General features: G+C 66.7%; 25 protein-coding genes. 12 read left to right on the plus strand and 13 right to left on the minus strand.

The features are described 5' to 3' along the window. Positions 1 to 95 precede the first annotated feature (95 nt). The gene (locus tag AC6I6S_RS07785) at positions 96 to 2,315 is read left to right on the plus strand and encodes a catalase (RefSeq protein ID WP_497949313.1); all 2,220 of its coding nucleotides are present in this window, start codon (positions 96 to 98) and stop codon (positions 2,313 to 2,315) included. Between the two features lie 72 nt (positions 2,316 to 2,387). On the opposite strand, the gene AC6I6S_RS07790 is transcribed toward AC6I6S_RS07785, so the two are convergent. Together AC6I6S_RS07790 and AC6I6S_RS07795 are read right to left on the minus strand one after the other, a co-directional pair. Then, the gene (locus AC6I6S_RS07790) at positions 2,388 to 3,416 is read right to left on the minus strand and encodes an LLM class flavin-dependent oxidoreductase (protein ID WP_497949215.1); all 1,029 of its coding nucleotides are present in this window, start codon (positions 3,414 to 3,416) and stop codon (positions 2,388 to 2,390) included. Positions 3,417 to 3,501: 85 nt separating this feature from the next. Then, positions 3,502 to 4,347: an NmrA/HSCARG family protein gene (locus tag AC6I6S_RS07795; RefSeq protein WP_497949217.1), complete on the minus strand. Its 846-nt coding sequence runs from the start codon at positions 4,345 to 4,347 to the stop codon at positions 3,502 to 3,504. Between the two features lie 171 nt (positions 4,348 to 4,518). On the opposite strand from AC6I6S_RS07795, the gene AC6I6S_RS07800 reads away from it, so the two are divergent. The 3 genes from AC6I6S_RS07800 to AC6I6S_RS07810 are packed head-to-tail and all read left to right on the plus strand — an operon-like array spanning position 4,519 to position 7,167. Further along, positions 4,519 to 5,367, plus strand: a complete 849-nt coding sequence (locus AC6I6S_RS07800; protein WP_497949219.1) for an ABC transporter permease — start codon at positions 4,519 to 4,521, stop codon at positions 5,365 to 5,367. 1 nt (position 5,368) lies between these two features. Beyond that, positions 5,369 to 6,250 (plus strand): ABC transporter permease, encoded by an 882-nt coding sequence (locus AC6I6S_RS07805; protein WP_497949221.1) that lies wholly within the window; start codon positions 5,369 to 5,371, stop codon positions 6,248 to 6,250. After that, entirely contained in the window at positions 6,247 to 7,167 is a 921-nt protein-coding gene (locus AC6I6S_RS07810) for an ABC transporter ATP-binding protein (RefSeq protein WP_497949223.1), read from the plus strand. The genes AC6I6S_RS07805 and AC6I6S_RS07810 overlap by 4 nt, the downstream gene beginning before the upstream one ends. A 103-nt stretch (positions 7,168 to 7,270) precedes the next feature. On the opposite strand, the gene ftsY is transcribed toward AC6I6S_RS07810, so the two are convergent. The 3 genes from ftsY to AC6I6S_RS07825 form a co-directional block, all read right to left on the minus strand. After that, on the minus strand, positions 7,271 to 8,572 hold the full coding sequence (ftsY, locus tag AC6I6S_RS07815) for a signal recognition particle-docking protein FtsY (protein WP_497949225.1): 1,302 nt from the start codon (positions 8,570 to 8,572) through the stop codon (positions 7,271 to 7,273). Between the two features lie 9 nt (positions 8,573 to 8,581). Continuing rightward, on the minus strand, positions 8,582 to 9,037 hold the full coding sequence (gene pfdA / locus AC6I6S_RS07820; RefSeq protein ID WP_497949227.1) for a prefoldin subunit alpha: 456 nt from the start codon (positions 9,035 to 9,037) through the stop codon (positions 8,582 to 8,584). Positions 9,038 to 9,176: 139 nt separating this feature from the next. Next, complete coding sequence (locus AC6I6S_RS07825; protein WP_497949229.1) at positions 9,177 to 9,932, minus strand: peptidase M10A and M12B matrixin and adamalysin; 756 nt, start codon at positions 9,930 to 9,932, stop codon at positions 9,177 to 9,179. A gap of 175 nt (positions 9,933 to 10,107) precedes the next feature. On the opposite strand from AC6I6S_RS07825, the gene AC6I6S_RS07830 reads away from it, so the two are divergent. Next, the gene (locus tag AC6I6S_RS07830; protein WP_497949231.1) at positions 10,108 to 10,422 is read left to right on the plus strand and encodes an ASCH domain-containing protein; all 315 of its coding nucleotides are present in this window, start codon (positions 10,108 to 10,110) and stop codon (positions 10,420 to 10,422) included. Between the two features lie 40 nt (positions 10,423 to 10,462). Then, on the plus strand, positions 10,463 to 10,759 hold the full coding sequence (locus AC6I6S_RS07835; RefSeq protein WP_497949233.1) for a DUF7322 domain-containing protein: 297 nt from the start codon (positions 10,463 to 10,465) through the stop codon (positions 10,757 to 10,759). A 6-nt stretch (positions 10,760 to 10,765) separates the two neighbouring features. Here the strand turns inward: AC6I6S_RS07835 and AC6I6S_RS07840 are convergent, their stop codons facing one another. The 6 genes from AC6I6S_RS07840 to AC6I6S_RS07865 form a co-directional block, all read right to left on the minus strand. Next, the gene (locus AC6I6S_RS07840; RefSeq protein WP_497949235.1) at positions 10,766 to 11,431 is read right to left on the minus strand and encodes a translation initiation factor IF-6; all 666 of its coding nucleotides are present in this window, start codon (positions 11,429 to 11,431) and stop codon (positions 10,766 to 10,768) included. A gap of 2 nt (positions 11,432 to 11,433) precedes the next feature. Continuing rightward, entirely contained in the window at positions 11,434 to 11,712 is a 279-nt protein-coding gene (locus AC6I6S_RS07845; RefSeq protein WP_497949237.1) for a 50S ribosomal protein L31e, read from the minus strand. Between the two features lie 2 nt (positions 11,713 to 11,714). Next, on the minus strand, positions 11,715 to 11,867 hold the full coding sequence (locus AC6I6S_RS07850; RefSeq protein ID WP_255169227.1) for a 50S ribosomal protein L39e: 153 nt from the start codon (positions 11,865 to 11,867) through the stop codon (positions 11,715 to 11,717). A gap of 123 nt (positions 11,868 to 11,990) precedes the next feature. Continuing rightward, a complete protein-coding gene (locus AC6I6S_RS07855; RefSeq protein ID WP_497949239.1) occupies positions 11,991 to 12,992 on the minus strand; it encodes a hypothetical protein in 1,002 nt (333 codons plus the stop codon). Positions 12,993 to 13,060: 68 nt separating this feature from the next. Next, a complete protein-coding gene (thpR, locus tag AC6I6S_RS07860; protein ID WP_497949241.1) occupies positions 13,061 to 13,618 on the minus strand; it encodes an RNA 2',3'-cyclic phosphodiesterase in 558 nt (185 codons plus the stop codon). 257 nt (positions 13,619 to 13,875) lie between these two features. Further along, positions 13,876 to 14,643, minus strand: coding sequence for a DUF5694 domain-containing protein (locus AC6I6S_RS07865; protein ID WP_497949243.1), 768 nt, complete (start codon positions 14,641 to 14,643; stop codon positions 13,876 to 13,878). A 183-nt stretch (positions 14,644 to 14,826) separates the two neighbouring features. On the opposite strand from AC6I6S_RS07865, the gene AC6I6S_RS07870 reads away from it, so the two are divergent. The 4 genes from AC6I6S_RS07870 (at position 14,827) to AC6I6S_RS07885 (ending at position 19,065) form a co-directional block, all read left to right on the plus strand. Further along, on the plus strand, positions 14,827 to 15,594 hold the full coding sequence (locus tag AC6I6S_RS07870; RefSeq protein WP_497949245.1) for a tetratricopeptide repeat protein: 768 nt from the start codon (positions 14,827 to 14,829) through the stop codon (positions 15,592 to 15,594). A gap of 39 nt (positions 15,595 to 15,633) precedes the next feature. Then, the gene (locus AC6I6S_RS07875; protein WP_497949314.1) at positions 15,634 to 15,927 is read left to right on the plus strand and encodes a DUF424 domain-containing protein; all 294 of its coding nucleotides are present in this window, start codon (positions 15,634 to 15,636) and stop codon (positions 15,925 to 15,927) included. Between the two features lie 142 nt (positions 15,928 to 16,069). Then, a complete protein-coding gene (locus AC6I6S_RS07880; RefSeq protein WP_497949315.1) occupies positions 16,070 to 17,467 on the plus strand; it encodes an NAD-dependent succinate-semialdehyde dehydrogenase in 1,398 nt (465 codons plus the stop codon). A gap of 14 nt (positions 17,468 to 17,481) precedes the next feature. Beyond that, positions 17,482 to 19,065: an acetolactate synthase large subunit gene (locus AC6I6S_RS07885; RefSeq protein WP_497949247.1), complete on the plus strand. Its 1,584-nt coding sequence runs from the start codon at positions 17,482 to 17,484 to the stop codon at positions 19,063 to 19,065. A 75-nt stretch (positions 19,066 to 19,140) separates the two neighbouring features. Here AC6I6S_RS07885 and AC6I6S_RS07890 read toward each other — a convergent pair whose 3' ends face one another. Together AC6I6S_RS07890 and AC6I6S_RS07895 are read right to left on the minus strand one after the other, a co-directional pair. Then, positions 19,141 to 20,016 carry an ABC transporter permease subunit gene (locus tag AC6I6S_RS07890; RefSeq protein ID WP_497949249.1) on the minus strand — a complete coding sequence of 292 codons (876 nt, stop codon included), beginning with the start codon at positions 20,014 to 20,016 and terminating at the stop codon, positions 19,141 to 19,143. Continuing rightward, positions 20,013 to 20,987, minus strand: coding sequence for an ABC transporter ATP-binding protein (locus AC6I6S_RS07895; RefSeq protein WP_497949251.1), 975 nt, complete (start codon positions 20,985 to 20,987; stop codon positions 20,013 to 20,015). Before AC6I6S_RS07895 ends, AC6I6S_RS07890 begins: the two co-directional genes overlap by 4 nt. Positions 20,988 to 21,172: 185 nt before the next feature. Between AC6I6S_RS07895 and AC6I6S_RS07900 the strand changes: the two genes are divergently transcribed. Together AC6I6S_RS07900 and AC6I6S_RS07905 are read left to right on the plus strand one after the other, a co-directional pair. Further along, entirely contained in the window at positions 21,173 to 22,009 is an 837-nt protein-coding gene (locus AC6I6S_RS07900; protein WP_497949252.1) for a DUF8054 domain-containing protein, read from the plus strand. A gap of 118 nt (positions 22,010 to 22,127) precedes the next feature. Continuing rightward, on the plus strand, positions 22,128 to 23,372 hold the full coding sequence (locus AC6I6S_RS07905) for an aminotransferase class V-fold PLP-dependent enzyme (protein ID WP_497949254.1): 1,245 nt from the start codon (positions 22,128 to 22,130) through the stop codon (positions 23,370 to 23,372). Positions 23,373 to 23,387 lie beyond the last annotated feature (15 nt).

A 23,387-nucleotide genomic window follows, 5' to 3' on the forward strand; every position in this document is an offset into this window, starting at 1 on the left:
CGACGGCCGAGAATCGCTTGCGAGCGATGGGCGGACGTTTTTCGCGTTAATTGTGGACGATGGGCAGGACGGACTTCGATCCGAGCTACGAAACAATGCCCGAAGACGAGCCTTCCACCGACGACGGAGCACAGCCAGAGAACCGGCCGGAAACCGACGGGGGGTCGGAACCCGGAACGAACGGCGACGAGGTCGACGAGAACAGCAAACGGGACCAGCTCGAGGAGGTCACGGAGAACCCCGAGGGCGAGGAGCTGACGACCGACCACGGGGTCAAGGTCACCGACACCGACAACTCCCTGAAGGCCGGCGAGCGGGGGCCGACCATCATGGAGGACTTCCACTTCCGGGAGAAGATGACCCAGTTCGACCACGAGTCGATTCCCGAACGGGTCGTCCACGCCCGCGGCACCGGTGCCCACGGCTACTTCCAGCCCTACGAGGACCCTGATCTCGGCGAGTACGACGACATCTCCGAGCTGACGAAGGCCTCTCTCTTCCAGGACCCCGATCAGAAGACGCCACTGTTCACCCGGTTCTCGACGGTCGTCGGCTCGCGCGGCTCCGCGGACACCGTGCGGGACGTGCGCGGCTTCGCCACCAAGTTCTACACCGAGGAGGGGAACTGGGACCTCGTCGGGAACAACATCCCCGTCTTTTTCATCCAGGACGCGATGGAGTTCCCGGACCTGGTTCACGCGATCAAACCCGAACCCGACGACGGGACGCCCCAGGCGTCGGCGGCCCACGACACGTTCTGGGACTTCGCCTCGCTCAAACCCGAGATTACGCACATGATCATGTGGGTGCTGTCGGGGCGGGCGCTCCCGCGAGCCTACCGGATGATGCAGGGCTTCGGCGTTCACACCTTCCGACTGGTCAACGACGAGGGCGAGTCCCGGTTCGTCAAGTTCCACTGGACCCCGAAGTACGGCACCAACCAGCTGGTGTGGGACGAGACCCAGAAAATCGCGGGGAAGAACCCCGACTTCAACCGACAGGGGCTGTACGACGTCATCGAGGAAGGGCACGAGCCCGAGTGGGAACTCGGCGTCCAGATCGTCGAGGAAGAGGAGACCGATCAGTTCGACTTCGACCTGCTCGACCCGACGAAGATCATCCCCGAGACCGAGGTGCCGGTGCGACCGATCGGAAAGATGGTGCTCAACGAGACGCCCGATAACTTCTTCGCGGAGGTCGAACAGGTCGCGTTCCACCCCGGCAACGTCGTCCCCGGCATCGACTTCTCGAACGACCCGCTGCTCCAGGGGCGGCTGTTCTCCTACCAGGACACCCAGCTCAACCGCTTCGGCAGCGCCAACTGGGACGAGATCCCGATCAATCGGCCGATCGCGGAGCGCCACAACAACCAGCGCGCCGGCTTCATGCGCCAGGAGATCAACTCGGGAGAGGTCTCCTACAAGCCGAACTCGATCGGCGACGACGACCCCCAGGAGGTCCCCGAAGAAGAGGGCGGCTACGAACACCACGCCGAGAGGGTAGACGGGAAGAAGATCCGCAACCGGTCGGAGAGCTTCAAGACTCACTTCGACCAGGCGCGGCTGTTCTGGAACAGCATGGACGAACACGAGAAACAGAACATCGTCGACGCCGCCCACTTCGAACTCGGCAAGGTCGACCGCGTCGAGATCCGCGAGCGCATGGTGTACGACATGTTCAACAACGTCGACCACGAGTTCGCGAAACGCGTCGCCGAGGGGATCGGGATCGAACCGCCCGAAGAACCGGGCGACGAGATGCCCGACCACGACGCCGAAGATCCCTCGCTCAGCATGTCGAACCGGACCCCCGACACGATCGAGACGCGCAAGATCGCCGTCCTGGTCGACGACGGCTTCGACGGCGAGGCCCTCGAGGCGCTCCAGTCGAGACTCGACGACGAGGGCGCCCGCGTCAAGATCGTCTCGAAGGTTCTCGGCGAGAAGGAGGCCGAAAGTGGGGACAGCGCTGAGGCCGACAAGAGCCACGCCACGACCGGCTCCATCCTCTTCGACGCGCTCGTCGTCCCCGGCGGCGAAGAGAGCGTCGACGCCCTGCTCGAGCAGGGCGACGCGAAACACTTCGTCGCCGAGATGTTCAAGCACAAGAAGCCGATCGGCGCGCTCGACGACGGCGTCGACCTGTTCGAGGCGGTCGAGCTACCGGGCATCGACGTCTCGCGAAACGACCTCGCAGTCGAGCACGGCGTCGTGACGAGCGGCGGCGACGACCTCGAGTCGTTCCTCGACGCGTTCGTCGACGCGGTGGCCGCCCACCGCCACTGGGAACGAGAACCGAAGGAAGTGCCCGCTTGACGGGACCACAGCTCCCCCGTACCTCCGCCCGGAACGCTCCGGACCGGACCTTTTCGAGCGACCCGAACCGCCTCAGCGAGCGGTGAGGCCGACGCCTTCGGCCAGCAGTTCGTGCGAACGCAGCGCGGTCTCGTGGTCCGGAGTGACGTGCTGAATCATCACCTCGTCGACGCCGACGCGGTCGGCCAGTTGCTCGAGCAACCCGGCGAGGGTCTCCGGACTACCGGAGATCGCCCGCGGCCACTCGTCGTCGTCGAGCCTCGCGGGCGTCGGCTCGGGGACCCCGCCGAGTTCGTCGATCGCCTCCTCGACGGAGGGCGTGGTGCCGACCTCCCCCCGCTGGAGCCGTTGGAACGACGCCTCGGCGACCGCGCGCAGCCGCGCCGCCTCTTCGTCGGTCTCGGCGCAGACGGCGTTCACCGCGACGATTCCGCGGGGGTCGGCAGCACCACCCGTAGACTCCGAGGGGGAAAACGCCTCGCGGTAGGTCTCGACGGAGTGGGCCGCGAACTGCGGCCGAATGAACGCCGCGAAGCAGTACGGGAGCCCGAGATCGGCCGCGATCTCCGCGCTCGAGGGACTCGAGCCGAGCAGCCAGGGAACCGGCGGGGAGTTGCTCGAGCGCGGGATCTCGAGATCGGCGTAGGCGTGGTCTGCGGGAAACTCGTCGTAGAGGTGGCTGACGACGGCCTCGATTTTCTCGGCGTGATCCTCGTCGGGGTTCTCGACGTACCGGTCGGTGCCGAGAGCGCTGTCGGAGGCGGGCGAGCCGTTCGCCCGTCCGAGCCCCGCGTCGATCCGGCCGGGGGCGAGCCCGTCGAGCGCGCCGAAAATCTCGGCGACCTTGAACGGGCTGTAGTGATTGAGCAGGACGGCACCCGAGCCGAGGCGGATCGAGTCAGTTTCGGCGGCGAGGTGGCCGAGCAGCACCTCGGGGGTCGTTCCGGCGAGTCGGCTCGCCATCCCGTGGTGTTCGGCCACCCAGAAGCGGGTGTAGCCGAGTCGCTCGGCCTGCCGTGCGGCCTCGACGGTGTTGGCGTACGCCTCTGTCGCGCTGTTGCCGTCGGGAACCGGCGAGAGGTCGACGACTGAGAGCTCCATGCCTCGAGTTCGGCGGCTGCGAGGGATAACGGTTAGGCCCCCGGCGATTCGTCCGGGAGCGGGGTCGTACCCGATACGCGATGGGTTACCACTCCCGCGCCAGGTACTCCTCGAGTCGGCTGAACACCACGTGGTGATCGGCCTGCAGGTCGTCGATCGGCGACTGGTAGCCGTGCTCGTTGAACCACGCGAACATATCGGCGTACTCCTCGCCCTGGCTCTCTGCGACCTCGTCGAGCGAGAGGTGCTGGGCTCGCACCTCGCCCCCGAGAACGTCGGCGAAGCGCACCGCCATCGACCGCAGCGTGAGTTCGTCGCTCGCGAGTTCGTACGCCTCGCCCAGGTACCGATCGGGGTCGGCGAAGGCCTCCGCGACGAACGCGCCCAGATTCCCGATGTCGAGCACCTGCAGCGGCTCGCGGGGCTCGAGGCCCATCGCGAGCGTCCCGTCCTCGATCGACTCCCGGAAGCCCTCGAAGTTCTGCATGAAGAACACGGGGCGGACGACCGTTGCGGGGAGCCCCAGGTCGTCGATTCGCTCCTCGAGTTCCCGCTTGGAGTCGAAGTGTGAGATGCCGGTGTCGCGCTCGGCTCCCCCCACAGAGGAGAAGACGAGGTGATCGATTCCGACCTCGTCGGCGAGTTCGATGACGTTCGTCCCCTGGGAAACTTCGCCGTCGTAGCCGTGCTCCCAGAAGTTGGTGACCAGGAAGACGCCGTCGGCCTGCTCGAGCAGCGGTTCGAGACTGTTCTTCTCGGTGAGGTCCGCCTCGACGATCTCCGCGCCTTTCTCGGCGAGTTCGTGGGCTTCGCCTTTGTTGTGATCGCGGGTGAGCGCGAGCACGTCGACGTCGCGCTCGAGGAGCGCGTGAGCGACTGCACCCCCCTGGGTTCCGGTCGAGCCGATAACGAATACGGTGTCTGCTGCCATAGCGAGACACCTACCAGAAGGAGCCACAAGAAGGTGACACGGGAGAATTCGTGGCGATGCCGAAATCGGGTTCTCGTCTCGACATCGTTCCGTCGTATCGGCGGGAGAGGAATAGTTACTGTGTGGTAATTTACATAATTAATATGTAGGCTGATCGGAAATTCTGTGTCAATGTGGCGACCAGTCGTGGCGAAAAACCTCCGGGGGTTCGCCCACTCGAGAGCGGCGTGGGCGTCCTGGCTCGTCGTTACTGCGCTTCTCGTCGTGACTGTGTTCACCGCATCTCCATCGCAGAGCATCCATCCCGTGGGTGTTCACGATCTGTTGTACGTGCTGTTCGAGAACGTCCCGTTCGTGTATGAAGCCGTTATTCAGACGTACTTCAACGTACTATTGCTGGTGCCACTGGTCGCGTTCGCCCACAGCTACGGCGCGATCGTGGAGGATCGAGAAACAGGCCGGCTTCGCGTGACCCTCTCGATGCCGTGCTCGAGACGGGGACTGTACACGTCGGCTCTCGCTAGCTCCTTGGTGACGTTTCTCGTCCCGTTGCTGGCTGCACTGCTCGTCGCCGGTCTCGCGCTCGCGTCCATCGTCGGCGCGAGTACGGCCCGTGGATACGGCTACGTCGTTCTCGCGGCATGCTTGCTCGGACTCGCGTGTGTGAGCATCGGCGTTTCGATGTCGGCGGCGCTGTCGACCAGCAACCGGGTCGTCGGCGCGTTGTTTGCCGTCTACATCGTGATGCTGATCCTCTATCCGATCGGCGTACTCCGGTCGGCCCTGCCGTACGGGTTCCTCTTTCTCGACCCGCTGTTCGCCGCAACCGCACTGATGACGAGCAGTAGCCCACACATCGGCATGCCGGGTGCGGTCAGGGGCTCGGAGATGGGGATGGTCGAGCAAGAGACGATTCCGTTCTATCTCACGGAGCCGTTCCTCGTCCTCGTCTTGCTCGGCTGGATCCTCCTTCCGGCGCTGCTCGGCCGATGGTGGATCACTCGACTCGACCTCCAGTAACATGTCACTCATAACACTCGCCAGAACGGAAGCCAGAATCGCTCGCCGCTCGAGATCGTTCCTCGCGGTGCTCGGTGCCCTCGTCGCCGGGCAACTCGTGATCGTCTCGTTGATGTCCATGGAAGTGTCCTCGAACGCTTACATCCACCACTACCGCGAAATGAACGAAACGACGATCGTCGTGTCGAACCTCGCCAGTCCCTCCTGGTTCGTCACCTCACTGACGTGGCTCGTCCCACTGCTCGGCCTCCTCGTCGGCTCGGGCGCAATCGTCGACGACCGGCGAACCGGGCGGGTTCGAACGACCCTATCGATGCCCTGCTCTCGCAGGGAGTTACTGGCCGGAAAGCTTCTCGGACGACTGCTGGCGTTTTCGTTGGCAATCGCCGTCGCACTCTGTATCAGCGCCATCGCAGTGTACGCCCGTTTCGGACTGATCCTGGACGCGTCGTACCTTCGGTTCGTCCTCGTAACGATGCTCTACGGCTGGCTATTCACCGCACTCGGCGTCTGTCTCTCGACGCTGTTCGCCACGAAGCGCCGAACCGTCGTGGCCACCATCGCGACGTACATCGTGTTGAACCCACTCGGATGGGGGCTGTTCCTCTCGAACGTCCCGTACCTCCCCCGGGCGCTCGAGCCGACGACGGCCTACGCGGTTCTCGTCGCCAACGTCTTTCCGGACCTCGAGGCGACAGCCCGCGTTGTTATTGCCCGCGGTGCCAGTGCGTCGTCAGCGTCGTTCAGATCCTGGTCGTCCATCTCCGAAGACGTGCCGTTCGTCCTGACCGCGTGGGGCTCGAGCCTGGTCGTTGTGGGCTGGATGCTCGTCGCCGTAACGCTCGCGAACTACGTGTTCAACAGAACCGACCTGAACGCATGACTACACTCACCACCACCGACCTGACGAAACGATACGGCTCGACCACCGCCGTCGACGCGCTGTCACTCACCGTCGACACCGGCAGCGTCTTCGGGCTCCTGGGGCCAAACGGCTCCGGGAAATCGACGCTGATCAGCCTGCTCCTCGACTACGTCCGACCCGATTCGGGATCTGCGGCCGTCCTCGGCTACGGCTCACAGACCGACCCGGTCGAAATCCGACGACGCACCGGCGTCCTCCCCGAAGGGTTCGAAGTGTATCCCCACCTCACCGGCGCAGAACACCTCGAGTTCTCGGTCGCCATGCACGAGGCAGACGACGATCCGACCGCACTCTTAGAACGCGTCGGACTCGCCGACGCCGCCGACAAACGCGCCGATCGGTACTCGACCGGCATGACCCAGCGACTCGGGCTAGCGATGGCGCTGGTCGGTGACCCCGACCTCCTGATTCTCGACGAGCCGTCCTCCGGGCTCGATCCCAACGGGGTGCGCCTCCTCCGGGAAATCGTCCGCGCGGAGAACGACCGCGGCGCGACGGTCTTTTTCTCGAGTCACATCCTCTCGCAGGTCGAGGCGGTCTGTGACGAGGTCGCGATAATAAACGAGGGACGGCTCGTCGCCAACGGCCCGATCGAGGAGCTGCGAAACGAACAGGACGGCGGCGTCAGATTAACCGTCGAAACCGAATCAGAGCCCGACGCGGATGCGATCGCAGCCGTCAGCGAACTCGAGGCCGTCGAATCGGTGTCGAGTTCGGGAACGGAACTGCACGCCCGACTCACCGACTCGAGTGGCCGAACCGCGGTGTTGACGACCCTGGATGGCGCAGGCGTCGCCGTCGTCGACTTCGAGAGCGAGTCGCCGACGCTCGAGGACGTGTTTACCGAGTACGCAAAGCCAGCCGACACCCGATAGCGAGAGCGCATCGATCTCGAGAGACGGGGCAGAACGCGGGGTCAGCGTGAACTGGCTGGTCGAAGGGGGGACAGACCGACGACAGACGCCGCGAGTTCCGGGCTTACTCGTCTGCGAGCAGCCGGTCGATCATCTCGTCGGGGTCGAAGCGCTCGATGTCGTCGTAGCCCTGGCCGACGCCGAGGAACAGAATGGGTTTGCCGGTGACGTGGGCCACGGAGATGGCGGCCCCGCCGTTCGAGTCCGCGTCGGCTTTCGTCAAGATTGCGCCGTCGATCGCCGCCGCCTCGTTGAACTCGCGGGCGCGGTTGACGGCGTCCTGGCCGGCCACCGCCTCGTCGACGAACAGCGTCATGTCGGGACCGACGACGCGGTCGATCTTCTCGAGTTGGTCCATCAGCCCCTCGTTGGTGTGCAGGCGGCCGGCGGTGTCGCCGAGGACGACGTCGACGTCGTTCGCCTCGGCGTACTCGACGGCGTCGTACAGCACCGCGGCGGGGTCGCCGCCCTGCTGGTGGGTGATGAGCTTCGTGTCGAGCGCCTCGGCGTGCTCGGCGATCTGTTCGTTTGCACCCGCGCGGTAGGTGTCGCCGTTGGCCATCACGGTCGAGTAGCCGCGCTCCTCGAAGTAGCGGCTCAGTTTGGCGATGCTCGTCGTCTTCCCGACGCCGTTGACGCCGGTGAAGATGATCGTCACCGGCTTGTCCTCGATCGCGATGCGTTCGTCGAAGTCGAACTGGCCAACGCTGATCACGTCGTAGATCGCATCGCGCAGCGCCTCCTCGACGACCGCGCCCGTCGAGGTGGTGAACGTCCGCGTCTCGCCGACGAGTTCGTCGCGGATGTTGTCGAGGATCTCCTCTGCGACGCCCATCTCGACGTCGCTCGTGAGCAGGGCCATCTCGAGTTCGTGCAGCGGCCCCTCGAGGTCTTCCTCCTCGATGACGAACTTCCCGCGAACCATCGACTTGGCCTTGCGACCGAAGCCGATTCCGTTGCCGCCGTCATCGGCGTCTTCGGTGGACTCCTCGTCGAGATCGGCCTCGGGTTCGTCCTCGTCGAGGTCCGCACCGGGTTCCGTGTCGGCAGGCTCGAGGTCGGATTCGGTGTCGACGACGGCCTCCGCGTCGGCCGTTGCACCCGATTCCTCGGGCGTCGTCGCGACCTCGTCGGGCTCGGTCGTCGAGGGTCGTTCGGCGGGGGTGGGTCGCTTCGGGTCGGCGTGCTCCTCGCTCGCCGGCTCGGAATCGAGTGCCGAGTCGGACGAATCGCGATCGTCCTCGAGCGTCTCCTCGGTCTCGAGGTCGTCGAGCTCTTCCTCGTCGACCTCCTCGACGTTCTCTTCGGCCGCTTCCTCGGCGTCCTCGCGGAAGCTGCCGAGTTTCTCCTTCAGGTTGTCGAACATCGTCGCCCCTTACTCGTCGGGATTCTGCTGACCCTGCATCTGCTGCATCTGCTGTTGCATCGCCTGCTGCTGGAGCTGCTGGGCCTTGCCCTCGAGCTCCGCGCTCTCGGCTTCGAGTTCGGCGATCTCGTCGGTGAGTTCCTCGACATCGTCGTCGAGTCGGTCTTTCTTGTTCTCGAGGGCGGAAACGGCGTCGTCCTGCTCGAACTCCGCGGCGTAGTCGGCGCCGAGTTCGACGATCGCCTCGTCGATGTCCTCGACCGACGCCCGGAGGTAGGCGCCGCCGCCGAGGGGGACCTGGACGACCGAGCCGGTTTCGAGTTGCTCGAGGGCGGTGATCGCCTCGTCGACCTCACCCTGCTCGGTACGGACGGCCTCGACGTTGGTTTCGAGGGCTTCGATCTGCTCCTGAATTTCCTGCAGCTGCTGTGAGAGTTCCTGGAGTTCCTGCTGGCTTGCACTCATGACTAGGCCTGGGTCAGGCAGTCGGAAGAATGTTCCCTTCCCGACGAGCGTGGACGAGGGCGGGCGGTCTCGATGAACCCCGTCGAGACGGACCGATCTCCGCTCTGGTCCCCAGCGTTTCGCGCCGGGGCGGCGACAGTCACGGAAACAGCCCGCCGTTGTACTCGCGCAGGTTCCGCCTCGCACACTCCGAGAAGGCGAACGAGACGTACCGGTCGCCGTCGCGGTTCGTCGGGTAAATGCTCCCACAGGCGCACTGGTCGGCATCGAACTGTTCGCGGCTCGACGGATCGGTCGACCAGGCGTACGCGCTCACCATCGGGCTCGCCGTGATCGCGCCGTCCGTCGTGACGATCGAACCGTGTTCGTGTTTGAGGCCGAGGGCGTGTCCCACCTCGTGGAGGAGTATCTGCATCACGCGCGTCGGCGTCGTGTCCGACGCGACGTCGTCAACCCCGTCTCGAGGCGGGGCCGCCGCCAGGTGACGCGCCCCGCCCACGGAGGCGACGTTCGGAATCCCCGCGCCGGTCGGAGCCTGACTCATGTCGCCGTCGGTAACGAGCAGGTTGACGTCGGAGACCGGGGCGAGGCTGCCGCCGGCGAGCGCGCCTTCGGCGATTCGACGGGGCCACTCGCCCGAGCGCGTCACCCAGTAACCGTGCTCCGTCTCGACGGGGATGGCGCCGCCGTGGGAGATCACGACCTCCTCGTAGGCCGGTTCGAGGGCGCGCTCGAGGTACGTCCCGACTCGAGGGACGGCCTCGTCGTATCGGGAAGCGTGATCGCTGAACCAGAAGCGAACGTCGATCGACCGCCGGGGAGGACGGGTCGCGTACCAGAGGCTCGGGAGGACGCAGGACGCACCAACCGCGGTTAGCATCCGTCTCCGGTTCATCGGAGAACGTCGTACGCTCCGCAGGAGTATGAATCGGGGGGAGAGCACAACGGCGGACGTTCCGCCGGAGCGGCGGGGTCCGACGCACGAGCGTTCCGGAGCGCTCGGAGCGGCTTCGTCGAGGGGCGGTCCGCAAGGGCCAAACTGTTTTGCTCGCGCGAGCGTAGCCGACGCCATGCGCGAACGAGACCCCACGGAACTACTGCCCAGCGATCGAATGCAGCGCCAGGTTCTCGAGGGCGAGGTGAGCCAGATCCACCGCGGCCACCAGTACGCCGCCCCGGGCGATACGTTCACCATCGAGGGAACCACCTTCGAAGTGACCGACGTCACCGAGCGCACGCTCGGCGACCTGACCGACGAAGACGCACAGGCAGAGGGGATGGAGGATCTGGAGGCGTACGAACGGCTGCTCGAGCACGCTCACGAGAGCTTCGAGTGGGACGACGACAGCGAGGTCGTTCGCCACCGATTCGAGCCGGTCGAATGAGCGACACCACCGTACGCGTGCGGCTGTCGGCCCACATCCAATGATTAACCCGCTCGAGGCGCTCGAAGAGAAAGACCCATCGCCGTTCGAGGGAGACTCGAGCGACGACGGGAGCGAGGAGCTTCAGGAGGCGTTCGACGAGATGTCCCGAGAGACGCTGCTCGCGTTCGTCGGCGTGCTCTTTTTCGCCCACGTCGGGCTGCTGGCGACCAGCGTCGGGCTGTTGCTCGTGGCCTTCAGCGGTCAGTGGGTGTTCGGCGGTGCCATCGCGGTCAGCGGTATCGTGGCGCTCGCGCTGACCGGTTGGATATATCGGTGGTACGACGAAACGAAATAGCGGTCGTCAGTCGAGATAGCCAAGCGCGTCCTCGATACGACCGAGTTCGGGTCCGGTCGTCTCCTCACCGACGATGTAGCCGGCATCGTTGGCGACCAGCCCCGAGCCGACCAGCGGCGCGCCGTAGTTGATCGTGCCGACGTCGGCTCGCACGTCGAGGGCCGCCTCGAGCGTGTCGAGTTCGCCGTCGGTCGCCTTTGGATGACAGAGCACCCCCCGGTTGGTGGCGACCGCGGCGGTACCGACGGTGCGGACGCCGCCGAGTTCGCCGCGTTCGACGGGAACCTCGAGCGCCTCTGTGACGATCTGGACCGCCTCCCGGGGCAGGTCGGCGTGGACGTACGCCCCGTAGTCGTTCGCGAGGACGACGTTGCCGGCGGCGTTGATGCTACCCGGCAGCTCCGTGACGGGAACGTCGACGGCCTCCTCGAGGCGTTCGCGTTCGTACTCGAGGACGCGGCTGCTGACGAGCAGGCCGTTCTCGTTGCCCGTCGCGAGCGCGCCGACCGTCGAGGAGCCCCCGACGGTCGTTCGGACGGCGGACACCTCGAGTTCATCGGCGAACGCCTCGACGACGTCGTCGTCGGCGTCGGGCCGAACCAGCACGCACGAATCCGTCGCTCGGGCGAAAACGCCGACGTACGCTGAGCCGGCGAAGGCGGCGCGAAGCACCGTTAGTCGGCGACCTCGGCCTCGACGACCGACTCGCCCTCCTCGTCGAAGCGGGCCGCCCGCACGCGGAGCTTCCGCGGCGGGTTTGCCCGACCTTCGGACCAGACGGTCTCGTTGATCGAGGGGTCGAGTCGGATGGCGTCCTCGTCGACGGCGAACTGTTTCGCGAGGTGCTGGCGGATGATCTTCATCGCCGCGTTGGCTGCCTCGTGGTTTGCGCCCTTCTTGACGTCACGGAGGGGAACGGTAACGACGCGCTCCTCGAAGTCACTGGCACTCATGATTACTCGTCAGTGTCGTTGCGCCGCCAGTTGCGTCGCTTGGGGTTTCGCTGGACGTTCATGTCGGTCTTCAGCATGACCCACGCGGGAACGCGACTGTTCTGGTTCTCGAGATGGGCCAACCGCTTCTTCTTGGCCTTCGATTTCTTACCCATAGTGGCCGGTGGTAGCCCGCGCTGGCTTAAAATCTTGTCCATCTACGGGGCAGACCCGGAATCGGCCGCCGACGCGTGATCGACCGCCGCTCTCGGGGATCGGCTGCGATCCGCTCGAGTCGGCTACGCGTACCAGCGGATCAGCGTCGCCCGGTGGTAGCCGTCGTAGGCGTCGAGCCCCTCGCCGAGGGCATCGAGACGGAGGTCGCCCGCGAGCGTCGAGTACTTGTAGTCCAGAAAGGCGACCGGAACGACCAGTTCGCCGTCCTCCCGGAGCGCACTCGCGAGAACCGTGTAGACGTGTTTGTGACGGTCATCCCTGACGAAGCCGCCGAGGACAGGCGTCGACTGGGCGTCCGCGGGAACCGCCTGCAGGGCCTCGACCGACCGCCGCGTGAGTTCGTTACAGAATAGTCCCGTGTCCCGGCCCTCGAGCATCGCCTCGAACGACGTGTCGGACTCGAAGCGCGCCCGGAGGTCCCGCGCCCCCAGAAGCACGTTGTCCTCGACGGAGCCCGCGAGATACCGCGGGGCGTCGTAGTGAGTGTGCTCGCGGAAGGCATCGACGAGCCCCGAGACGACCGCCCGCGGCATCCGCGGGTCGGCCCCGGCGAACCGCTCGACGGTTGCCGGCTCGACGGACCGGGAGCCCCGCAGGGCCGCGACGGTGTACGGCCGCGACTCGCCCGTCGCGATCCGCTCGAAAAAGGCCGAGTGGTGGTCGTAGACGAAGCGCACGTCCCCCGACTCGAGGTCCCCCAGATCCGCGACCAGTTGCTCGAGCGGGCCGCCGGGAATCTCGAACTCGGCGTCGACGGCGGCGGCCTCCGCGGGCGACGTTTCGGGACGCTCGAGGCTCGCGACCGTGTCGCCGCCGTCGCGCTCGACGACCGAGAGCCGGTCGTTCGACTGCTCGAGGCGGTGGTCCTCGAGTTCCGTTTCGATCTCACCGGAGGCGGCCACCCGCTCGGCGACGAGCGGGTCGAGGTCCTGGCGCCGCAGGTTCGTCCCGGTGAACCGGTCGTAGCCGAGGAGGGCGTTGTAGACCGCTCCGCCCCCGGTCAGGGCGGTCCCGCCGCCGACGACGCCGGCCAGCAACTGCCGGCGCGTCAGGTCGTGATCCATTCACGGTCAGCGACGTGTCTCGTAATCAAAGGAGTTTCGTCCGAAATCCGCCGCTGAGAGCCGACGGCTCACTCGAGGCCGAACCGCTCGACCGTCGAGTACGCCGGCCCGTCGTCGGTGAGGGTGCTCTCGGTCAGGCGAACCTCCGCGACGCGACACTCGCCCAGCGTCGGTTCGCGCTCGCGGACCCGCCCCTGGATCAGTTTCTTCCCGCCGGCGTGTTCCATCCGCGCGAGGGTGACGTGGGGCGTAAAGTCGTGGGCCTCGGGCTCGAACCCCATCTCGACCGTGCGCTCCTCGAGGGCCTCGTGGAGCCGCGTGAGTTCCTCGCTGCCCGCCTCGAAGCCGACCCAGAGCACGCTGATGTACTCGAGGTTGGGGAAGACGCCGAGACCCCCGACGCGGGCGGTGAAGGGGCCGACGTCCGCCTCGGCGACCCCCGCGGCGAGTTCGCGTTTCAGTTCGGGAAGCCGGCTTTCGGAGACGTCACCCAGGAATTTGAGGGTGACATGAGCCTGGTCGGGATCGGTGAAGTTCAGCCCCTCGGCGTCGGCGAACTCGCTTTGCAGTTCCGCGATACCCTCCGTGAGGTCTTCGGGAAGGTCGACGCTGACGAACAGTCGCATGGCCGGGCGTTCGACGGCCCCTCGCTTGAAGCTACGGCCAGCGACTGACCTCGCATCCGCCGCGGGCGAAGAACGACCGTCCAACCGCCGCGGGTGGGACTGAAAGGGGCGAGGCGGACGAGGTGCGAGGCGACGCAAGGACCGCAGGACGGAGTCCGAGGACCACAGCGAGCCGCAGCCCTCGACCGTCTCGGGGCTTTCCGTATAATCGCGGTTCTCGCTACAATAAAAGGGATCGCCGTCAGTACGGTATCTCCTCAGTCTCCGTCGAGAAGATACGGAAGCGGGGTCACCGGACAGCACATCGGCGCTTCCTCGAGCAGGTGTCGGAGCACCCGGACGTGGCCGCTGCCGACGATCAGCAGGATTCGTTCGTCGGTGGGATCCGCGGTCCGCCAGAGATGGTGGACCATCCGAATATTGCGATCGTACCAGTGTGCGAGCGCGAGCGGGCTGCCGAACACGTCACCGGTTGCGCGAATCGCGGCGTCGAACATCCCCTCGTGGTTCGGTCGCAGTTGCGTCGGCTGGTTGAGCCACGCGAGGTGTTCGGGGATCGTCGCGGTTTCGCGGTGGGCGTTCACCTCCTCGACGTACGCCTCGAGGTCAGGACGCGGTGTCTCCGTCTTGGGCCTCGAGTCGACCGCTCGCTCCGCGAAGGGGTCGTCCTCGGGGTCGGGCCGCGCCGGGTGCTCGTCGATTGCGGCGACCCGGTCGTGATCGAGTCGATCCGCCAGTCGGAAGCCGATCTGGACGACCTCGCTGCGACACTCCGTCGTCGGTTCGTTTCGGTCCGGGTGCGGCGCCGGAAACGGCTCCTCGGCGTCGTAGGCTCGCTCGCCCGACCGGTACTCCCGGTAGCGGTCGTTGACCGCCTCGGACCGGTCGAACGGCCGCTCGAGGGCGATCCGATTCGGGTTCCAGCTCTCGAGCCGATCCGCGAGATTCCGGAGTTCGGCCTGCCGGACGGGAGTTAGAACGTCGTCGGCCTCGACGTTCACCGCGTCCAGCCCCGGATTGTCCATGTGGTAGCAGCCGAGGAGCATGACCCGGATCTGGCCGGGTTCCGGCGTGGGCCACCCTCGAGAGTCGCTCGAGAGTGGTTTGGTATCTGATACGAAATGTGGTTTCGCCGAACGGAGGATAAACGTTCCGGCTCTCGAGTCCCAGACGCAGCCCTTAACAGTCGTCGCTGCCAAGAACGGGCAATGACCGATCGCGAGGACGCAGACCGCGAACACCGATTCTCCGAGGGTGGCGGCTTCGAGGGATCCTACGAGGAGTTCGACCTCGACCCGCCGGAACTCGGCGTCGATCCCACGCGAGTCGATCCCGTCGACTCGCGGGTGCTCACGGACCTGCTCGACGAGCACAACGTCGGCAGCGACGAGGTCAACGCCGAGGAACTGCTCGACGTGGGGCTGAACTACATGGGAATCAACCGCTTCGAGCAGGCCACCGAGGCGTTCGAGCGCGCCGCCCAATTCGCCGACGACGACGGCCCCGCCCAGGAGGCCTGGGTGAACAAGGGCGCGGCCCACGCCGAACTCGAGGAGTGGGACGAGGCGATCGGCGCCCACCGGGAGGCGCTGCGGATCGACGACGAGAGCGAGCACGCCGCCACCGCCGAGACGAACCTGGCGTACGCGCTCTGGGAGTTCGGCGAGACCGCCCAGGCCCTGGAACACGCCGAACGGGCCGTCGAACTCGACGAGCGATTCCCCCAGGCGTGGTACAACCGGGCCTTCTTCCTCTCCGAGCGCGGCCTCGCCGAGGAGGCGCTCGACTGCATCGACAACGCCATCCGGCTGGGCCAGCGCGATGCGACGGTTTTGGAAGAAAAGGCGCGAATCTTGGAGGAACTGGGCGAGTACGACGAGGCCGACGAGATCGCCGAGGAGGCGAACGAACTGCGCGAGCGTGCCGAGGAGCGCATGGTCGAAGAGCGCGAACGAAAACAGCACCAGCGGGAGTAACAGGGAGACGACGACAGAATGAGTTCGAACGATTCGCGGCTGCTGGTCACCGAACGCGAGACCCCCGAGGGGCTACTGGTCGCCCTCTGTGACGACGACGTCCTCGGGGAGACCTTCGAGAGCGGCGAGTTCTCGCTGACGGTCACCGAGGAGTTCTACGGCGGCGAGAGCGTCGACGAATCGGCCGCCGTCGACAGCCTCCAGCGGGCGGCCGTCGCCAACATCGTCGGGGCGCGGGCGGTGGATCTCGCCATCGAGGCCGACATCGTCGAGGAGGCGAACGTCCTCGAGATCGGCTCGACGGTCCACGCACAGTTTCTGCGAATGGGCTGAGTCGAGCGAACGGGAGAAGTGCCCTTTTCCGCGGCTGCGGGTCGCGAGGAGAAACGCGGGGGCCGTTCGAGTGCCGGGCACAGGACTTTGGCGCTCGTTACCGTGGTACTCCGAAACGCGCGGCGCGTTGGTGATCCGAACGATGGAGAGCGTCAACCCGGCGACCGGCAAGGTATTCGAAACGTACGACGACCACACCGGCGGCGACCTCGAGACGATCCTCGACGACGCGGTTTCGGCCACGGAGTCGTGGGCCGAGACGGAGATCACGGAGCGCCAGCAGCTGCTCGAGCGGGCGGGCGAGATCCTCCGCGACCGGGAGGATGAGTACGCCGAACTGATCAGCCGCGAGATGGGCAAGCCGGTCGACGAGTCCCACGCAGAGCTCGAGAAGTGCGCGTGGGTCTGCGATTACTACGCCGAGCGAGCGGGGGAGTTCCTCGTGGACCGGGCGATCGGCAGCGAGCCGAACGCGCGGACGTTCGTCTCCTACGAGCCGCTGGGGGTCGTCCTCGCGGTGATGCCCTGGAACTTCCCGTTCTGGCAGGTGTTTCGCTTCGCCGCGCCCCACCTCACCGCCGGCAACGTCGGCCTGCTCAAGCACGCCTCGAACGTCCCGGGCTGCGCGCTCGCGATCGAGGAGGTGTTCCGCGACGCCGGCTACTCCGACGGCGTCTTCTCGACGCTGCTGGTCGGTTCCGACGCGATGGAAGACGTGGTTCGGGACGACCGCCTCGACGCGGTGACCCTGACGGGAAGCGAAGGGGCCGGGCGAGCCATCGCCGAACAGGCCGGCAACGAACTGAAAAAACACGTCCTCGAGTTGGGCGGGAGCGACCCGTTCGTCGTCCTCGAGGACGCGGACCTCGAGGCGGCGGCCCGTACCGGCGTCGCCGCCCGAACGATCAACTCGGGGCAGTCCTGCATCGCGGCCAAGCGGTTCGTCGTGGTCGACGACGTCTTCGAGGAGTTCCTCGAGCGGTTCGTCTCGGAGATGGAGTCCCTCGAGGTGGGCGACCCGCTGGAATCCGGGGTCGAGATCGGCCCGCAGGCTCGCGAGGATCTCATGGAGGACGTCCACGAGCAGGTCGAGGCGAGCGTCGAGGCGGGGGCGACCCTCGAGTGCGGCGGCGAACCGCTGGACCGCGACGGCTGGTACTATCCGCCGACGGTGCTCGCCGAGCCGCCCCTCGACAGCCCCGCGGCCGAGGAGGAGGTGTTCGGCCCGGCCGCGGCGGTCTTCCGCGCCGCGAACGAGGCGGAGGCGATCGAGATAGCGAACGACACCCGCTACGGACTGGGCGGATCGATCTGGACCGAAGATCTCGAGCGCGGGGAGCGACTCGCCCGCGAGATCGAGGCCGGCTGCGTGTTCGTCAACGAGCTCGTGAAGTCCGACCCCCGGCTGCCGTTCGGCGGCGTGAAGGCGTCGGGCTACGGCCGCGAACTCGCTCGGGAGGGGATTCGCGAGTTCGTCAACCGGAAGACCGTCTGGGTGCAGTCGGCGGGCGAGGGCGACGACGTCGTCGCGACGGAGTGAGGGGGAGATCACCGATGCCAACAGCCGCCGATCTGCTCGTCGACTGCCTCGACGCCGAGGGGGTCGAGTACGTCTTCGGCCTGCCGGGCGAAGAGATCGAGGAGCTGCTGTTCTCGCTCCGGGATTCGCCGATCGAGTTCGTTCCAACCCGCCACGAGCAGGGGGCGGCGTTCATGGCCGACGTGCACGGTCGGCTGACCGGCGACGCGGGCGTCTGCCTCGCGACGCTGGGCCCCGGCGCGACGAACCTCATCACGGGCGTCGCCGACGCCCAGCTCGACAAGAGCCCGCTCGTCGCGATCACCGGACAGGGCGGTCGCGAGCGCCTGCACAAGGAGAGCCATCAGGCGCTCGACGTCGTCCGCGTCTTCGAACCCGTGGTCGAGTGGAACGCCCAGATCACGGGCCCGGAGATCGTTCCCGAGTCGGTGCGAAAGGCGTTCAAGCTCGCGGAGTACGAGAAGCCGGGCGCGACCCACCTCGAGTTCCCCGAGGACGTCGCCCGCGAGGGAACCGACGCCGAGCCGATCGCCGTCCGCGATCAGGTGCGCCGCCCGGATCCGGACGACGAGTCGGTCGAGCGGGCCGCGGCGCTGATCGCGGACGCCGAGCGTCCGATCGTCCTCGCGGGCAACGGCGCGGTTCGGACCCGCGCGGCCGACAGCATCCGGGCCCTCGTCGATCGACTCGAGATCCCCGTCGTCGCGACGTACATGGGCAAGGGCGCGATCTCCGACCGCGACCCGGCCTCCCTGATGACGCTCGATTCGGGCCCGAGCGACGAGGCCGCCCGGGCGATCGAGCGGGCCGATTGCGTCGTCGCGGTCGGCTACGACATCGCCGAGCACGACCCCGAGGGGTGGAACCCGGACCTCGAGAAGGTGATCGTCCACGTCGACGCCGAACCCGCGGAGGTGTACCGCCACTACAACCCCGACGTGGAGATCGTGGCGGACGTCGGCGCGGCGCTGGGAGCGATCGACGACCGACTGCCGTCGGACGCCTGCTCGCTGTGGTGTCGCGAGCTGCACGACCGCCTGCTCGAGTCGGCGACGGAACCGCCGGACGAAGACGGCCCGATCACGGTTCGAAACGCACTTCCCCTGCTGCGCGACGCGATGGCCGACGAGGACGTGCTCGTCTCCGACGTCGGCAGCCACAAGATGGCGATCGCGCAGTCGTTTCCGGCCTACGAGCCGAACACCTGCGTGATCTCGAACGGACTGGCGAGCATGGGGATCGCCGTTCCGGGCGCGCTCGCGGCCGACCTCGCAGTCGACGCGAACGTCGTCGCGGGGACCGGCGACGGCGGCTTCCTGATGAACGCCGCAGAGATCGAGACCGCGACGCGGCTCGGCTGCGGGTTCACGATCGTCGTGTTCAACGACGACGACTACGGCCTCATCTCCGAGCAACAGGTCGCACACCGCGGCGAGCACGCCGGAACGACGCTCTCGAACCCCGATCTCGTTGGTTTCGCCGAGAGCTTCGGCATCGAGGCTCGCCGGCCCCGCACCTGGGAGGAGGTCGAGCGAGCGTTTTCGGAGGCGATCCCGTCGGACGAACTGACGCTGATCGAGCTCCGGCTCGAGGACTAGGTGAGAACCGCCTCGAGTGCGAAAGCGAGATGCTGCGGCTGCTTCGGGCCTTGCCGTGGATCGGCGGATCGCGCCTCAGAGATCCGCCTTCGTGAACCGATAGTAGCCGATCGCGACGGGCACGACCAGCCAGAACAGCAGGACGACGACGCCGAACCAGTCCTGGAGGTAGAACGGCGCCTCGCCCGGATAGCGCTCGGCGGGAGTCATCATGGCCGCCTCGAAGTCCTCGAGGCCGTACTGGAAGGCGAAGGGGAAGACCTCGCCCTCGATGACGCTGTTCGCCATGGTCGTGTAGGCGGACATCGGATTGAACTGCTCGGCGACGAGGTACCACGTCGCGGGTTCGACCGGCGGCCCCTCGTCGTAGATGAGGTAGTAGGGGCCGGCGGTGACGAGTTCCCAGAGCGCGACGAACAGCATGTAGACGCCGACGACGAGCGCCATGGACTTCCCGCGGGTCGAGACGCCGGCGGAGACGCCGACCGCCAGGCCGGCGAAGGTGGCCCCGAACAGTAGCGTGAGGGCGGCAAAGCCGAGCCAGTCGACGAGCGGAACTGAGCCGAAAAAGACGGCTCCCAACACGAGCGCGAGCGCGAACGCGAGCAGGATCGCCGTGGCCACGACCGCCACCCGGCCGAGCAGTTTGCCGACGACGATATCGGTCCGGTTCGGCGGCAAGCCGAGCAGGAGTTTGATGCTACCCGAGCGGCGCTCGCCGACGACGGCCATGTAGCCCGCGATGAGCGCGGCGATCGGAACGATCGTCTGGAGCGGGAAGCCGAGAAAGCCGAGCACCTCGGCGGCGCCGGCCTCGGGGTCGACGTACCAGATCGCCGTGTAGCCGATTGCGACGATGCCGACGAGCAGCGTTACCAGCCCCCAGAGGAGCTTCGAGCGGCCGGCGTCCTCGAAGTCCTTGCGGGCGACGGTGACGATCTGCGAACTCATCTCGACACCTCCGCCTCGGCGACCGCGGTATCAGCTTCGTTCGTCGACTCGTCGGCGTCCCCGTCACCGTTCGTCAGCGCCGTGAACAGCGACTCGAGGGAGACGTCCTCGATCCGCACGTCGAGAACGCTCGAGCCGGCGTCGTCGAGCGCGATCACCAGCCGCGCTTTCGTGGCCGGATCGGCGACCGCACACTCGAGGGTGTGGTCCCTCGCGGTGACGTCGGTGACGCCCGAAACCCCGGCCGCGGTTTCGCGGTAGTCGCCGGCGGACTCGGAGAGCGTCAGTTCCACCGTCGCGCCGCCGCCGACCGACTCGCGCAGCCCCTCGATGGTGTCGACGGCGACGAGTTCGCCGTCGGCCAGGACGCCGACGCGGTCACAGACCGCCTCGACGTGCTCTAAGATGTGACTCGAGAAGAACACCGTCGTCCCCCGCTCGGCCTCGGTGCGGACGAGGTCCTGCATCTCGCGGATGCCGAGCGGGTCGAGCCCGGAGGAGGGCTCGTCCATAACGAGCAGGTCCGGATCGCCGACCAGCGCCATCCCCGTTGCGAGTCGCTGGCGCATCCCCTTCGAGTAGTCGCCCGCGGGTCGGGCGGCGTCCTCGGGCTCCAGACCCACCCGCTCGCAGATCGCGTCCGGGTCGTCGTCGGCGTCTTTGGTTTCGATCGCGAACTCGAGGTGGCGACGCCCCGAGAGCCGCGGGTAGACGTCGAACCCCTCCGGCAAGACGCCGACTCGGCGGCTGATCTCGTCGGATTCGGCCTGCGCGTCGTGGCCGAGGACCGTCGCCGACCCCGCCGTCGGCCTGACGAAATCGAGCAGCATGTTGATCGTCGTCGACTTTCCCGCCCCGTTGGGTCCGAGAAAGCCGAACACCTCTCCCCGCTCGATCTCGAGGTCGAGCCCCGAAACCGCCGTTACGTCGCCGTAGCGCTTGGTCAGTCCGGTTGTTCGTATTGCCGTCATCGGTGAATCAGTGACCGTCGGGTCACGGTCGCTGTCAGAACACTCTAGGTAGCTGTACAATAAGAATTGGTTTTTCAATGAAATTTCGGGTGGTGATGTCGTCCGACGATCCGGCGAAGTCGAGAGTGTCGGTTCCGTAGACAATCACCTATGGATTTTTGGGATGGGGGAGGTTTGCAGTAGTCATGAACCCATCACCCACTGACGCGCTGGATCAACTCCGCCAGCCGGAGTACACGGGGGAGAATCGCTGTATCCCGTGTACCGCCGTCAACGCCGTCATCGCCGTCGTCGTCGCCGGTTTCGTGGCGATCTTTTCGCCACCGCTCGGCGTTTTCGCCCTCCTCCTCTCCGGAGCAGCGATCTACCTCCGGGGCTATCTCGTCCCCGGAACCCCCTCGCTGACCAAGCAGTACTTCCCGGACTGGCTACTTGCGAAGTTCGACAAGGGCCCCGCCGTCGCCGGGATGCCGGAGATGGACGACTCCCACGGCCCCGACCCGCTCCACGAACGGGAGGCCGCACTCGACCCCGAGCGAACGCTGCTCGAGAGCGGCGTGGTCGAACCCTGTGCGACTGACGACGACCTCTGTCTGGCCGAAGGCGTCCGCGAGGAGTGGCGCGCGCTGATCGCCGGCAAGCGCGGCGGTGACCGCGACCAGCAGGTGGCCGCGTTCCTCGAGGCCGACCCCGAACAGGTCGAGGTTCGAACCACCGGCGGCCACGTCGTCGTTCGACACAACGGCCGCCTCGCCGCCCGCTGGGAGTCTGACGCCGCCCTGCTTGCGGATCTCGGCGGAATGGAACTGCTCACCGAGCACGTCCCGAACTGGACTCAGTTCGACCTCGAGGACCGCAGCCAGGTCGTCAGCGGCCTCCGGGCGTTCGTCGAGGAGTGTCCGACCTGCGACGGCCCGGTTTCGATCGACGAGGAGACCGTCGAATCCTGCTGTCGCTCCCACGAGGTGTACGCCGTCACCTGCGAGGAGTGTGGGGCACGGGTGCTCGAGGTCGCCCAGTAGCGGGCCAGTCCGCGAGCGGCCGGCTTCTTCGATAGCCCGACGATCGGCCGCTCGTCACCCGCGGTTCGGGCAGTGCCGACCGAAGGAGTGTTTTGTGTCGAACCCTTCCTAGACGCCAATGAGCCAGCAGGACATCGCACCCCTCGACGTCGAGGCGATTCGCGCCGAGTACCCGATCCTCGAGCGGGAGTTCGACGGATCCCAACTCGTCTACCTCGACAACGCGGCGACGACCCAGACGCCCGATCCCGTGGTCGACGCGATGAGCGACTACTACCGCGAGTCCAACTCGAACGTCCACCGGGGGATCCACCACCTGAGCCAGGAGGCGTCGATCGCCTACGAGGAGGCCCACGACCGCGTCTCGGAGTTCGTCGGGGCCGACGGCCGCGAGGAGATCGTCTTCACCAAGAACACGACCGAGGCCGAGAACCTGCTCGCGTACTCGTGGGGCCTGAACGAACTCGGCCCCGGCGACGAGGTCGTGCTCACGGAGATGGAACACCACGCCTCGCTCGTCACCTGGCAGCAGATCGCCAAACGGACGGGTGCCGACTGCAAGTACATCGAGGTCGACGACACCGGTCGGCTCGACATGGATCACGCCCGCGAGTGCATCACCGACGACACCGCCATCCTCTCCGCGGTTCACGTCTCGAACACCCTCGGGACGGTCAACCCCGTCGCCGACCTCGTGGATCTCGCCCACGACCACGACGCGCTGGCGTTCATCGACGGCGCACAGGCCGTTCCAACCCGGCCCGTCGACGTCGGCGCCATCGACGCCGACTTCTACGCCTTCTCGGGGCACAAGATGGCCGGCCCCACGGGGATCGGCGTGCTGTACGGCAAGGAACACCTGTTCGAGAAACTCCAGCCCTACCTCTACGGCGGCGGGATGATCCGGAAGGTCACCTTCGAGGACTCCACCTGGGCCGACCTCCCCTGGAAGTTCGAACCCGGCACGCCGCCGATCGCCGAAGCGGTCGGCCTGCACGCAGCAGTCGACTACCTCGAGGAGATCGGCATGGAACGAATTCGGGAACACGAGGAACGGCTCGCGACGTACGCCTACGAGCAGCTGGCGGCAGAAGGCGACGTCGAACTGTACGGCCCCGAACCCGGTCCCGACCGGGGCGGCCTCGTCGGCTTCAACCTCGAGTCCGTCCACGCCCACGACCTGGCCTCGATCATGAACGACCACGCGGTCGCCATCCGCGCCGGCGACCACTGCACCCAGCCGCTGCACGACAAACTGGGGGTCGCGGCGTCGGCTCGAGCCTCCTTCTACGTCTACAACACCCGCGAGGAGGTCGACAAACTGATCGCAGCCATCGACGATGCGCGTCAGCTGTTCGCGTGAGCGAATGACGAAGTG

The organism is Natrononativus sp. DTA114, assembly GCF_059736515.1.